This is a genomic window from Demequina sp. NBRC 110056 (assembly GCF_002090155.1).
Classification (GTDB): Bacteria; Actinomycetota; Actinomycetes; order Actinomycetales; family Demequinaceae; genus Demequina.
The window spans coordinates 86,654-99,372 of record NZ_BBRM01000007.1 but is presented as its reverse complement, the minus strand read 5'-3'; the positions used below and the strand labels follow the sequence as shown (position 1 = coordinate 99,372).

Genomic DNA, 12,719 nt, shown 5'->3' with positions numbered 1-12,719 from the left:
CACCGAAGACCGCCCAGAACTGGGGAGACTGAAGGACTGATGACTGACGACGCGAAGATCCTGGCCGGCCGTTATGAGGTCGGCGAGCTCATCGGCCGCGGCGGCATGGCCGAGGTGCACATCGGCTACGACACGCGCCTGGGACGCACGGTCGCCATCAAGATCCTGCGCGCCGACCTCGCGCGCGACCCCTCTTTCCAGACCCGCTTCCGCCGCGAGGCGCAGGCGGCTGCAGGCCTGAACCACCCCGCGATCGTCGCCGTGTACGACACGGGCGAGGAGACCTCGACGAGCCCCAGCGGGGCGCCGCAGGCCGTGCCGTTCATCGTCATGGAGTACGTCGAGGGCCACACGGTCCGCGACATCCTCAAGGGCGACGTCGCCGCTCCCATCGACGAGGCCATCGAGATCGCGACGGGCGTCCTCACGGCGCTCGACTACGCCCACCACGCGGGCCTGGTCCACCGCGACATCAAGCCCGCCAACGTCATGCTGACCCCCACGGGCGCCGTCAAGGTCATGGACTTCGGCATCGCCCGCGCCCTCGCGGACGCCGGCAACACCATGACCCAGACGCAGGCCGTCGTGGGCACCGCGCAGTACCTGTCCCCCGAGCAGGCCCGCGGCGAGACCGTCGATGCCCGCTCCGACCTGTACTCCGTGGGCTGCCTGCTGTTCGAGCTGCTCACCGGCCGCCCGCCGTTCGTGGGCGATTCCCCCGTCTCCGTCGCGTACCAGCACGTGCGCGAGGAGGCGCCCAAGCCGTCCTCGTTCGCGTCCGACGTGCCGCCGCAGCTCGACCAGGTCGTGCTGCGCTCGCTCGCCAAGGACCGCAACCAGCGCTACGCGACCGCACAGGAGTTCCTGGGCGACCTGCGCGCGGTCATGGGCGGCGCCCCGCTGAGCCCCTCGACCGGTGCGATCGCCGTCGGCTCGGCGGCTTTCGGCGCGGGCGCGGCCGGCGTCGCCGCCGCGGCCGCCGCGAGCGCCAACACCGGCGAGAACCCCCTCGTGGACCAGCCCACCCAGGCGATGCCGGTGACCGATGCGCCCGTCACAGGCGAGACCCAGGTGATGACGTCCGCTGGCGCCCCCTGGGCCGCCGTCGGCTCCGACGCGCCGGCCTCCGTGCCGCCGCCCCAGTCCTCGGCCGTGACCGTCACCGACGAGCACGACCTCGTGGACGACGAGGACGCCCGCCGCCGCAAGATGATCCTGTGGATCTCGCTCGGCGTCGCCGCGCTGCTCGCCATCATCCTCATCCTGTGGCTGTTCATGCGCGACTCCGGCGGGGACGAGGTCGAGACCCAGTCGGCCACCATCCCCGACGTGGTCGGGATGGAGGAGCCCGAGGCCCGAGCCGCCCTCGAGGAGCTGGGCTTCGTCGTCGAGACCCAGCAGGAGGCCAGCACGGAGCAAGAGGAGGGCCTCGTGACCCGCACCGACCCCGAGGTCGGCACGGAGCTCACGTGGACCGAGGAGGGCGAGGCCATGGCGCTCGCCATGAGCGCGGCCGCCGCCGCACCGTCCGACGGCCCGCCCACCGTGACGCTGTTCGTCTCCGCCGGGCCCGAGTCCGTCGAGGTGCCCTCCGTGCGCAGCCTCGAGCAGGAGACCGCGATCCAGCGCATCGAGGCCGCGGGCCTCACCGTCTCGCGCGTCGAGACCGAGGACGACCCCGACTTCGAGGCCGACCGCGTCACGCGGACCGACCCTGAGGAGGGCACCGAGGTTCCCGGCGGATCGTCCGTGGTGCTGTACGTGTCGAGCGGCCAGGTCGAGCTTCCGGACCTCGTCGGCATGGACGAGGATGCCGCACGCGCCGCCCTCGCTGACCTCAGCCTCATCCCCGACTTCACCGATGTGGAGGACGACTCGGTCGCCGCCGGCACGGTGCTCAGCCAGAACCCGAGCCCCGGCAAGGTCCCGCAGCGCTCGACGGTGCAGATGGAGGTCGCCACGGCGCCGTCCACGGTGGCCGTCCCCGACGTCACCGGGCTGGGCCAGTCGGAGGCCGAGCGCCAGCTCGGCACGCAGGGCCTGACCTTCACCTACGGCGCGGAGCAGTTCGACGACAACGTGCCCTCGGGCTCGGTCATCTCGCAGAACCCCAACGGCGGCACCCAGGTGGCGCCGGGGACCCAGGTGACGCTGGTCCTGTCGAAGGGTCCGCAGCCGCAACCCACCGTCGCCCCGTCGCCGTAACGCTCGATGACAGGCGTCACGCGCATCGGCGCCTGCTCAGCCGCGCACCTGCGGGTGCACGGAGAAGTTCTTCGGAACGGGTGCATCCAAACCCCTCCCTCGGACGGAAGTAGGGGTGAGGGGCGCGCAGCCAGCGCGCTCGGAACCAGGGAGAGGGACGATGCGCACGTGGACTTCAGCGACCAAGCCGGCCGGGAATGCCGACGACTTCGCGACGTGTTGACCGAGGCACCATGTCACCGGTGATGACCCCCCAGGACCTCCAGGCGTCCGTCGACGCCCGCCTCGCCCTGGTCGAGGCGGCCCTGACCGCGCACGTCGAAGGCGTGCCCACCGCGCTGCCGCAGGCCGGCGAGGAGTACGCCCGCCTGTGGCACCGCCTCGGCGAGCAGTTCACGGGCGGCAAGAACCTCCGCCCCGCGCTGACCCTCGCGGCGTACACCGGGCTTGGCGGCGAGGACACCGACGCGATCGTGCCCGTCGCCGCGGCGATGGAGATGCTCCACACGGCGATGCTCGTGCACGACGACATCCTCGACCACGACGAGGTGCGGCGCGGCCGGCCCAACGTGGCGGGCTCGCGGCGGGCCGAGCTCTCGGGCCACGGCCTGCCGGGTGCGCGAGAGGACGACCACGTCCTCACCGCCGCGCTTCTCAGCGGCGACCTCGCGCTGTCGAGCACCTACGACATGATCGCCCGGTCCCACCTGCCCGCGCACCACCGGCTGGCGTGCCTCGAGCTCGTGACGCGCGCGATCCGCGCCACCATCGCCGGCGAGCTGCTCGACATGTGCGGCGACATCACCCCGGTCGACGAGGCCGAGCCGCTGACGGTCGCGGAGCTCAAGACGGCCACGTACTCGTGCGTGGTGCCGCTGCTCGCGGGCGCGACGATCGCGGGCGCGGACCCGACGATGATCACCCACCTCGAGCGGATCGGCACCTCGCTCGGCCTCAGCTTCCAGCTGGTCGACGACGACCTCGGGGTGTTCGGCGACCCCGAGGTCACGGGCAAGTCGAACCTGTCCGACCTGCGCGCCGGCAAGCGCACGGAGCTCATGCGCCAGGCGTACGCCGCGGCGTCGCCGGCGCAGCTCGAGGTCCTCGACCGCCACGTCGGGTCCGAGGATCTCGATGAGGACGGCGCCGCTCAGGTGCGCGAGGTTCTGGAGGAGACCGGGGCCCGCGGACGGGTGCTCGCGATCGCGCGCCAGCACGCCCGCCAGGCCTCCCGCATCGCGCGGGAGCGTGTCCCGGCGCCGCTCAGCGGCTACCTGCTCGGCCTCGTCGACGCGCTGGACGGCCGCGCGTCATGAGGCGTCGCCGCGGCAGCACGGCGCCTGAGGGGACGCGTGACGCAGAGCCGACTCACACCGCGGCGCCTGACCCGGGGACACCTGACTCGGGGACACCAGAAGCCGTGGCTCACCCCGCGCAGGACACCTCCCTGGAGCTCTACGACGAGGCGGCGCAGGCCGCCGCGGCGCAGGTGATCAGCCGGTACTCGACCTCCTTCGGCCTCGGCACGCGCCTCCTGCCGCGCGCGCAGCGACGCCACATCGAATCCGTCTACGCCATGGTGCGCGTCGCCGACGAGATCGTCGACACGTACCAGGGGCCCGACGCCGCGACGCTGCTCGACGGCTTCGAGGCCGAGGTCGAACGCGCGATGGGCGGGTCGTTCTCCACGAACCTCGTGGCCCACGCCTTCGGATCTACCGCCCGGGCCGTGGGCATCGAGCGCGAGCTCGTGGACCCGTTCTTTGCGTCGATGCGGATGGACCTATTGCGTACCCAGCACGATGAGGCCTCGCTCGCCGCGTACATCCACGGCTCCGCGGAGGTCGTGGGCGAGATGTGCCTCGCGGTGTTCGTCAACACGAGCACCGGGCCGCGGCCCCTTGACCCGGAGCTGCGCGCCGGGGCGCGCAGCCTCGGATCCGCCTACCAGAAGGTCAACTTCCTGCGAGACCTGGGCGCGGACACCGCCGAGCTGGGCCGGAGCTACTTCCCTGGCGTCACGGCCTCGTCTTTGACCGACCATCGGCTCGCGGAGCTTGTCGCGGACTGCCGCGCGGACCTCGACGCCGCACGCGGCCCGCTCGCGCGGCTCCCGCGGCGCGCGCAGGTGGGCGTGCGCACCACCGTCGACATCTACGAGCGGCTGCTCGACCGCATCGCCGCCACGCCTGCCTCCGAGCTGGCGGGGCGGCGCATCCGCGTCCCGAACCAGACCAAGCTCGTGCTCGCCGCGCGCAACCTCGCGCACCGCGGAGCCGCGACGCCGGGGTCGACGACGGCGGCGACGGCATGAGCGCGCGCGCCGGCGACCGCGTGGTCGTCATCGGCGGCGGCGTGAGCGGCCTCGCGACCGCGGCGCTGCTCGCCCGCGGAGGCGCCGACGTCACCCTGCTCGAGCGACACTCGCGCGTCGGAGGTCGGGCCGGCCGCCTCGAGGTCGAGGGCTTCACCTTCGACACCGGTCCGTCCTGGTACCTCATGCCCGAGGCGTTCGAGCACTTCTTCTCCCTGCTGGGACGCAGCGTCGACACCGAGCTCGACCTCATCGACCTCGACCCCCGCTACCGGGTGTTCTTCGAGAGCGCCGATGCGCGCGCGGCCGAGGTTCTCGACGTCACCTCCTCCCCCGAGACCAACTGGGCGGCCTTCGAGGCCATGAGCCCCGGCGATGGTAGTGCGGTCGCTGACTATGCACGCCACGCGACCGAGCTGTACCGCCTCGCGCTTGACCGGTTCCTCTACACGACCTTCGAGAACCCCCTCTCGCTAGCGGACGCCTCGGTGCTCAAGCGGCTGCCGCAGCTGGCACCGCTGCTGACGCGCACGCTCGGCTCCGCCATCGCGTCCAAGGTTGCCGACCCGCGCCTGCGTCAGCTGCTCGGCTACCACGCGGTGTTCCTGGGCTCGGCGCCCGACCGCGTTCCGTCGCTGTTCCAGCTCATGAGCCACCTCGACCTGGTGGACGGCGTGCGCTACCCACGCGGCGGTCTGTATGCCGTGATCGACGCCCTCGCCACGGCCGCGCGAGACGAGGGCGTGCGCATCGTCACCGACGCCGACGTCGCCCGCATCACGGTCGAGTCTGGCCGCGCGACCGGCGTGCGCCTGCGATCCGGGGTGTCCTACGACGCCGATGCCGTGGTGTCGACCGCGGACCTCCACCACACGGAGACCCAGCTGCTCGAGGCCCCGTGGCGCACGCGTCCCTCATCCTCGTGGCGGCGGATGCGTCCCGGCGTCAGCGCGCTGCTCGTCATGGCTGGGGTCGAGGGCGAGCTGCCCGAGCTCGAGCATCACTCGCTGTTCTTCACGCGCGACTGGGAGGCGAACTTCCGCTCGATCATGACCGAGCGCACCGTGCCGCATCCGGCGTCCGTGTACGTGTCGCGCACCACCGCCACAGACCCCTCCACCGCTCCCGACGGCCACGAGAACCTCGTGATGCTCGTGCCGTTCCCCGCGGACCCCTCGCTCGGTGCCACGGCGACGTCCCGTGCCGGCCTCGAGCACCACGCGGCCCGCTACCTGGACCAGGTCGGCGCCTGGGCGGGCGTGCCGGACCTGCGCTCCCGAACCTCGGTCAAGGCGATGCTCACGCCCTCGGACTTCGCCACGTCGCTGTCGGCCTTCCAGGGCGGCGCTCTCGGCCTCGAGCACACGCTCGCGCAGTCCGCGATGTTCCGACCGAGCAACGTCTCCGCCAAGGTCGACAACCTGCTCTTCGCCGGCGCGTCCACCGCGCCCGGGATCGGCGTGCCCATCTGCCTCATCTCCGCCGAGCTGGTCGCCAAGCGCCTGCTCGGCGCCCAGGGCGTGAGCCCACTGCCGGCACCGCTGCCGCAGGGCTTCCTCGCGCGGACCCAGCGGCGCGACGGCCTCGGCGACCTGGCGCGAGCCCTCGCCGGCGCGACGTCCCAGGCGGCCCCGTGACGTCCTACCTGTACCTGACGGCGCTCGCCGTGAGCCTGCTGGGGCTCGGCATCCTCGACTGGCGCTACCGCGTCGCGCTGTTCTCCGACGCGCGCCGCACCCTCGTCACCCTGGGCCTCGCGATCGCGTTCTTCCTGGTGTGGGACCTGCTCGGGGTGAGCCTCGGGATCTTCTTCATCGGCGACGCACCGTACCTGTCGGGCTGGGTCATCGCGCCCGAGGTGCCCGTCGAGGAGGTCGCATTCCTCACGCTGCTGACGTACAACACCCTGCTGCTGTGGCTCGCGTTCTCGCGCTGGCACGCACGCCGGCGCCGAGGCCAGCGAACGGCGGTGGAGGCGCCGTGACCTACGTGATCCTCTCCGTCGCGGTGCTCGCGCTGCTCGCCCTCGCGACCGTCCCCGTCCTGCGCCGCCTGCCGTTCGCGCCGCTCGCGCTCAGCGCGCTGTGCCTGATCGTGCTCACGGTGGTGTTCGACAACGTCATCGTCGGTACCGGAATCGTCGACTACGACTCGTCGCTCATCAGCGGCGTCCGCATGCCCATCGCGCCCATCGAGGACCTCGCCTACACGCTCGGAGCGGTGATGCTCGTGCCCACCCTGTGGGAGCTGCTCGGGCGGCGGGGCGGGAAGGCCCAGCCCGCGCATCGGCCCTCCACGGGTAAGGGGAGCCAGGAGGACGCCGCATGATCGGCGCGATCGTGCGCGCCTCGCGCCCCATCTCCTGGATCAACACCGCCTACCCCTTCGCCGCGGGCTACCTCATGGCCACGCGCGAGGTCGACGCGGTACTCGTGGTCGGCACGCTGTTCTTCCTCATCCCGTACAACCTGCTGATGTACGGCGTGAACGACGTGTTCGACTACGAGTCCGACCTCGCCAACCCCCGCAAGGGCGGCGTCGAGGGCGACGTGATCCGCGACCGCGCCGCCGCGGCCCGCATCCACCGCGGCATCCTGTGGGCGAGTGCCATCACGGTGATCCCGCCCGCGGTGTGGCTCGCGACGCAGGGCGACCTGGCGGCGCTGCTCACGCTGGGGCTGGTGCTGTTCGGCGTGGTCGCCTACTCGGCGCCGGGGCTGCGGTTCAAGGAGAAGCCGTTCCTCGACTCGGTCACGTCCGCGCTGCACTTCGTCGGCCCGTTGCTCTACGCCCTCGTGCTGGCGGGGGTGTCGCTGGCCGACCCGGCCGTGTGGCCCATCTGGGCGGCCTTCGTCTTGTGGGGCATGGCCTCGCACGCCTTCGGCGCGGTGCAGGACGTGCGCGCCGACCGCGAGGGCGGGATCGGCTCGGTCGCGACCGTGATCGGCGCGCGCGCGACCACCCGGCTTGCCGTCGTCCTCTACGTCGCCGCGTCCGCCCTGCTGCTGTTCCTGCCGTGGCCCGGCGTGCTCGCGGCGGTGCTCCCACTCGCGTACGCCGCGTCGGTCGCGCGGTTCTGGAACGTCACGGACGCCACCTGCGAGGACGCCAACCGCGGCTGGCGCACGTTCCTGTGGCTCAACCAGCCGGTGGGCTTCCTCGTGACAGTGCTGCTCATCGTGGAGTGGAACGGCTGGCTGTAGGGCCCGTCCCTCCGCAACGGAATCGACGGCAAGTCCGCGAAACCCGCCTTTGCGAGTGCCGGGCCAGCGCATTCTGCGGGCGCACCTGCCCGAAGTCCCTCTACTTCGGCTCGGGCGCGCGACGGCACGCACCCGCACCCGCAGCGCCGATGCGCGTGCCGGCCTGGCAGCCCTACTGCCGCACGAGCGGGGACAGCCCCGCGGAGCGGCCCTCGGCGTCGGGCATGCCGCACACCTCGAGCCAGTTGGCGAGCAGCCGGTGCCCGCCCTCGGTGAGCACCGACTCGGGGTGGAACTGCACGCCGTGGAGCGGCAGGTCACGGTGCTTGAGGCCCATGATGATCCCGTTGGCGGTCGACGCGGTGACCTCGAGCTCGTCGGGGACCGTGGGGGTCTCGACGGCGAGCGAGTGGTACCGCGTCGCCGTGAACGGAGAGGGCAGGCCCACCAGCACCGAGCCGCCCTCGTGGGTCACCGACGAGGTCTTGCCGTGCATGAGCTCGGGCGCGTGCGAGACGACCGCGCCGTAGACCTCCGCGAGCGCCTGGTGGCCCAGGCAGATGCCGAGCATGGGCGTGCCCGTGCGCGCGCACTCGCGGATGACGTCGTTGGAGGCGCCGGCCTCGGCGGGGGTGCCAGGGCCGGGCGAGACCAGGACGCCGTCGTACTCGTCGACGTCGCCCGCATCGGCCACGGCGTCGTTGCGCACCACGACCGTCTCCGCACCCATCTGCCGCAGGTAGCCCACGATCGTGTAGACGAACGAGTCGTAGTTGTCGATCACCAGGATCCGGGTCATGACTCCTCCACGCTCTGCTCCTGCAGGGCCAGCGACTCCGACACCCAGGGGAACACGTACTCGAACAGCACCAGCACCACGGCCGCGATGACGACCAGCAGGATCAGCAGCCGCACGAGCGCGGGCCCCGGCAGCGCGTTCCAGATCCACGACGAGATCATGCCGGCACCTCCAGCAGCTCCTCGGGCACGCCGTGGCCGACGGGCGCCCAGTAGTCCATGGTCCCGTGCACGACCCAGCGCTGGGCCGCGGAGAACTTCGGGTGGCAGGTGGTCATCGTGATGTACCGCTCGGTGGGCTCGACGCCGGGCTGGTCGGGGGTGGGTGCGATGACCTCGACCTGCGTGGGCCACACGATCTCCCACGACTCGACGTGGTAGACGAACCACGCGTCCTCGGTCTGCACGATGAGCGAGTCGCCCTCCTCGAGCTCGGAGACGTCCGCGAACGGCTTGCCGTACGTGGTGCGGTGCCCCGAGATCGCGAAGTTGCCGATCTCGCCCGGCAGCGCCGTGTCCGGGTAGTGGCCGATGCCCAGAGGGTCGAGCACGTCGGCTCGCGTCACGCCCTCGGTGATGGGCTTGACGTAGTCCTCGCCCCAGCGCGGCACCATGAAGGTCGCGAAGGTCTCGACGAACTCGGGGTAGTCCATGGCCGGCGGGTCGTCGGTGCGCTTGAGCTCGTCCGGGATGGTCTCCGGGCCGCTCGCCTCGTCCGCGGTGATGCCGCTCACGACGTCGGGCTCCACCCAGTCGAGGCTCTCCACGACCTCGCGCTGCGCACGCTCGCCCTGGATGTCCGTCCAGAACAGTTGCCACACGACGAAGAGGCCCAGCAGGGCTCCGGCGAGGATGAGCAGCTCGCCCAGGATCCCGAGCACGCTCACGCGCGGGCGGGACCTGCCCGCGTGGGCGGGGGGACGCTCGTCCGCGGGCGCGGGGCTCGACGTGGGGGCGCTCATCGTGGATCCAGCGTACGCGAGCGCCTGTCGCCGCTGAACCCCTCGTGCTGAGCGGCAAGCCTGGTGATGGGTACCCTTGTCCCCAGGAAGGCCCGTTCGCCGGGCGTCAGCAGAGCATGGAGCAGCACCGTGGCCCTCAACAAGAAGCGTGACGACGACAAGCAGGTCTACAAGGCCCCTCGCAACCTCGGCAAGGCCGAGACCGAGAATCCCAAGTGGCTGCTGCCCACGGCGCTGACGCTGCTGATCATCGGCCCCGCGTGGATCGTCGTCTACTACATCTCAAAGGGCCAGTGGCCGGCGCCCATCGGCGACCTCAACCTGCTCGTCGGCTTCGCCTTCATGGCCGCGTCGATGGTGCTGCTCACCCGCTGGAAGTAGCGCCTCCGCACCGAGTTACACCCCTGTAGTTATCCCCCGTTGTGGACAGCGGTGGGGATAACTACACCCGTGTTATTCACACTGGGGATGGGGCTGGGGAGAGCCGGCGACCGCATCGGCCCGCTGTCCGTACCTCCGCAGGCCCCTCCGACAGTTCCGAACATCTGGCGCGCGACACGCGGGTGTCAGAGCCGCGATCGCGGCGACACGCCGAGCTGCGCCTCGCGAGATGTTCGGAAGTGTCGGGAGGGGCGAGGGGTGAGGGACGGGGCAGGGCGCGGCGAGCGGCGGGACGGCACCGCCGGGCCGTCCTTGCGGAGGGCCGATGCGCTCGCCGGCTAGGACGCCCGTGCCGCCTTCTCGCGGCGGTCGACGCCGCGGAACATGACGAGCATGATCGCCGCGCCGGCGATGGCGCCGCCGAGGTGACCCTGCCACGACAGGCCCGAGAAGAACCCGAAGCCCGGGATGAGGTCGGACAGCAGCGGTGCCCCGATGAAGATCGCGGCGATGACGAGCACCTGCGTGTACGGCAGACGCAGGCGCTTGAGGATGATGCCGTAGGCCGCGATGAGGCCGAAGATCGCGCCTGAGGCGCCGCCCACCGCGGTGAGGCTGCCGCCCGTGCCGATGATCTCGACGGCCGCCGAGCTGCCCATCAGCGAGCCCGCGTAGAGCCCGAGGAAGCGCCACCGGCCGAGCGCGGGCTCGAGCACCTGGCCGAGCTGCCACAGTGCGAGCATGTTCATGCCGATGTGCAGGATGCTGAAGTGGATGAAGCCCGCGGTGATCCAGCGGTACCACTCGTCGCCCACGTCGATGTAGCGCGCCACGTCCACCGGGGTCGCGTCGGGCCACAGCGCCCACGAGCCCGGGAAGGCGTCACCGAGGATCACCGGGCCCAGGAAGTAGACCGCGACGTTGATCGCGATGAGCGCGTACGTCGCGAGCGGCGGGCCGGCCGTCGCCGTGAACCCCAGCCGGGAGCGCACCGGGCGCGCCTGGGACTGCGCCTGCTTGAGGCAGTCCACGCACAGCACGCCCACGGGGGCGGGCCGCTGGCACTCGGGGCACGCGGGCCGCTCGCACCGCTGGCAGCGCACATACGACACGCGGTCAGGGTGGCGCGGGCAGGTGGGCGCGGCCTGCGCCCCCGGCTGGTCGGTCACGAAGGCCTCAGGCGATGGAGACGCCCGTGATCATGACGTCCTCGAGGGGACGGTCACGGCCGTCGACCGGGGTCGTGGCGATCTTGTCGACGACGGCCTTGGACTCGTCGTCAGCGACCTTGCCGAAGATGGTGTGGCCCTGGTTGAGGTGCGGGGTCTGCGCCACGGTGATGAAGAACTGCGAGCCGTTGGTGCCCGCGGGCTTGCCGGTGATGGGGTTGAGGCGCTTGCCGGCGTTGGCCATGGCGAGCAGGTAGGGCTCCGAGAACTGGTTGTTCGGGTGGATCTCGTCGTCGAAGGTGTAGCCGGGACCGCCGGTGCCGGTGCCCTCGGGGCAGCCGCCCTGGATCATGAAGCCGGAGATGACCCGGTGGAACACCAGGCCGTTGTAGAAGGGCTCGGTGCTCTTGTCGCCCGTCTCGGGGTCGACCCACTCCTTCTCGCCGGTGGCGAGGCCCACGAAGTTCTTCACGGTGGCCGGGGCGTCGTTGGGGAGCAGCTCGATGCGGATGTCGCCTGCGGTGGTCTCAAGGGTTGCGATCATGCGGAACATTCTCCCACGTCTCTCGCGTTCCTACCTCGTAAGTGACAAGATGAAGGATCAGGAAGACCGTGCACACGGATGGAGGCCCCCCAGTGGGACGGAAGAAGAACCTGACCAAGGACGTCGACAAGTACAGGGCGCAAGCCGAGGAGGCCGCGGCGAGCGCCAAGGCCGCGGCGCAGGACGCAGCAGTCCACGCCAAGGACGCCGCCGCCAAGGCGCAGGCCTGGGCGGGACCCCAGTACGACAAGGCCAAGGACTGGGCCGGCCCCCAGTACGACAAGGCGAAGGCATGGGCCACGCCACGCGCGAAGAAGGCGTATCACCAGGGCGCGGCCAAGGCTGAGCCGTACGTCCGCAAGGCCGGCGACAAGGCAACGCAGTGGGCGGACATCGCGCACGCGGCGATCGTCGGAGCCGCGATCCCCGCCGCCATCGGCGCCGTGGAGCACGCCGCTCAGGACGACGAGCCCAAGGGTCGCTCCGTCGGCAAGATCCTCATCCCTATCGTGCTCGCCGGTGCCGCCGCGGCGGCGCTCGTCGTGTGGGCGCGTCGCGACCCGGGCCGCGACGAGTGGGCCGGCGAGGACGACGAGTGGGAGCTCACGGGCGAGGGCGACTTCAAGCAGCAGCTCCGCGACAACGTCAACAAGGCCACCGACGCCGCCCTCGAGGCCGCGAAGAAGGCGGGCGAGGCGGCGACGGCTGCCGCCGCGGCCGTCAAGGAGCAGGCCGGCCCCACCTACGAGAAGGTGAAGGAGCAGGCCGGACCGGCGTACGACAAGGTCAAGGAGCAGGCTGGCCCCGCCTACGAGCGCGTCAAGGAGACCGCCGTGGAGCAGGGCAAGAAGCTCGCCGACCAGGCCGGTGCCTCGGCCTCGAAGGTGCGCGAGTCCGCCACCACCGAGGTCTCGAAGATCAAGGACTCCGTCGACGAGGCCCGCGACCGCGCCAACGCGGCGGCCGCGAGCACCATCGACGATGCCGAGGACGTCTGGGAGGACACCCAGGACGCGGCGAAGGAGGCGGCCAAGAAGACCACCTCCGCCGCGAAGTCCACCGCCAAGAAGACCGGCGGCACCACCAAGAAGTAGCTGCGGCGCACCCGTAGCAGCGCGAACGCCCCGGCCTCGGCCGGGGCGT

14 protein-coding genes are annotated in these 12,719 nt (G+C 71.5%); 9 read left to right on the top strand and 5 right to left on the bottom strand.

What is annotated here, in order from left to right; genetic code table 11:
* Positions 1 to 39: 39 nt before the first annotated feature.
* The 7 genes from pknB (at position 40) to B7K25_RS11975 (ending at position 7,722) form a co-directional block, all read left to right on the top strand.
* A complete protein-coding gene (gene pknB / locus B7K25_RS12005) occupies positions 40 to 2,205 on the top strand; it encodes a Stk1 family PASTA domain-containing Ser/Thr kinase (RefSeq protein WP_200807958.1) in 2,166 nt (721 codons plus the stop codon).
* A 245-nt stretch (positions 2,206 to 2,450) separates the two neighbouring features.
* On the top strand, positions 2,451 to 3,521 hold the full coding sequence (locus B7K25_RS12000; RefSeq protein ID WP_234988262.1) for a polyprenyl synthetase family protein: 1,071 nt from the start codon (positions 2,451 to 2,453) through the stop codon (positions 3,519 to 3,521).
* Positions 3,522 to 3,625: 104 nt separating this feature from the next.
* Entirely contained in the window at positions 3,626 to 4,519 is an 894-nt protein-coding gene (locus B7K25_RS11995) for a phytoene/squalene synthase family protein (RefSeq protein WP_234988244.1), read from the top strand.
* Positions 4,516 to 6,156, top strand: a complete 1,641-nt coding sequence (crtI, locus tag B7K25_RS11990; protein WP_084106298.1) for a phytoene desaturase family protein — start codon at positions 4,516 to 4,518, stop codon at positions 6,154 to 6,156. Before B7K25_RS11995 ends, crtI begins: the two co-directional genes overlap by 4 nt.
* On the top strand, positions 6,153 to 6,503 hold the full coding sequence (locus B7K25_RS11985; RefSeq protein WP_084106297.1) for a lycopene cyclase domain-containing protein: 351 nt from the start codon (positions 6,153 to 6,155) through the stop codon (positions 6,501 to 6,503). Before crtI ends, B7K25_RS11985 begins: the two co-directional genes overlap by 4 nt.
* The gene (locus B7K25_RS11980) at positions 6,500 to 6,847 is read left to right on the top strand and encodes a lycopene cyclase domain-containing protein (RefSeq protein ID WP_200807957.1); all 348 of its coding nucleotides are present in this window, start codon (positions 6,500 to 6,502) and stop codon (positions 6,845 to 6,847) included. Before B7K25_RS11985 ends, B7K25_RS11980 begins: the two co-directional genes overlap by 4 nt.
* Complete coding sequence (locus B7K25_RS11975) at positions 6,844 to 7,722, top strand: prenyltransferase (protein ID WP_084106296.1); 879 nt, start codon at positions 6,844 to 6,846, stop codon at positions 7,720 to 7,722. Before B7K25_RS11980 ends, B7K25_RS11975 begins: the two co-directional genes overlap by 4 nt.
* Positions 7,723 to 7,894: 172 nt before the next feature.
* Here the strand turns inward: B7K25_RS11975 and B7K25_RS11970 are convergent, their stop codons facing one another.
* Genes B7K25_RS11970 through B7K25_RS11965 form a run of 3 tightly spaced genes read right to left on the bottom strand, consistent with a single transcriptional unit; the run spans position 7,895 to position 9,482 of the window.
* Positions 7,895 to 8,521 carry an aminodeoxychorismate/anthranilate synthase component II gene (locus B7K25_RS11970; RefSeq protein WP_084106295.1) on the bottom strand — a complete coding sequence of 209 codons (627 nt, stop codon included), beginning with the start codon at positions 8,519 to 8,521 and terminating at the stop codon, positions 7,895 to 7,897.
* Positions 8,518 to 8,682, bottom strand: a complete 165-nt coding sequence (locus B7K25_RS13765; protein ID WP_159450202.1) for a hypothetical protein — start codon at positions 8,680 to 8,682, stop codon at positions 8,518 to 8,520. Before B7K25_RS13765 ends, B7K25_RS11970 begins: the two co-directional genes overlap by 4 nt.
* A complete protein-coding gene (locus B7K25_RS11965; RefSeq protein ID WP_084106294.1) occupies positions 8,679 to 9,482 on the bottom strand; it encodes a class E sortase in 804 nt (267 codons plus the stop codon). The genes B7K25_RS13765 and B7K25_RS11965 overlap by 4 nt, the downstream gene beginning before the upstream one ends.
* A gap of 129 nt (positions 9,483 to 9,611) precedes the next feature.
* On the opposite strand from B7K25_RS11965, the gene B7K25_RS11960 reads away from it, so the two are divergent.
* Positions 9,612 to 9,863, top strand: a complete 252-nt coding sequence (locus B7K25_RS11960; protein ID WP_234988242.1) for a cell division protein CrgA — start codon at positions 9,612 to 9,614, stop codon at positions 9,861 to 9,863.
* Positions 9,864 to 10,201: 338 nt separating this feature from the next.
* On the opposite strand, the gene B7K25_RS11955 is transcribed toward B7K25_RS11960, so the two are convergent.
* Both B7K25_RS11955 and B7K25_RS11950 read right to left on the bottom strand, forming a co-directional pair.
* A complete protein-coding gene (locus B7K25_RS11955) occupies positions 10,202 to 11,032 on the bottom strand; it encodes a rhomboid family intramembrane serine protease (RefSeq protein ID WP_084106292.1) in 831 nt (276 codons plus the stop codon).
* A gap of 7 nt (positions 11,033 to 11,039) precedes the next feature.
* Positions 11,040 to 11,576: a peptidylprolyl isomerase gene (locus tag B7K25_RS11950; protein ID WP_084106371.1), complete on the bottom strand. Its 537-nt coding sequence runs from the start codon at positions 11,574 to 11,576 to the stop codon at positions 11,040 to 11,042.
* A gap of 92 nt (positions 11,577 to 11,668) precedes the next feature.
* Between B7K25_RS11950 and B7K25_RS11945 the strand changes: the two genes are divergently transcribed.
* Positions 11,669 to 12,670 (top strand): hypothetical protein, encoded by a 1,002-nt coding sequence (locus B7K25_RS11945; RefSeq protein ID WP_084106291.1) that lies wholly within the window; start codon positions 11,669 to 11,671, stop codon positions 12,668 to 12,670.
* Positions 12,671 to 12,719: the final 49 nt, after the last annotated feature.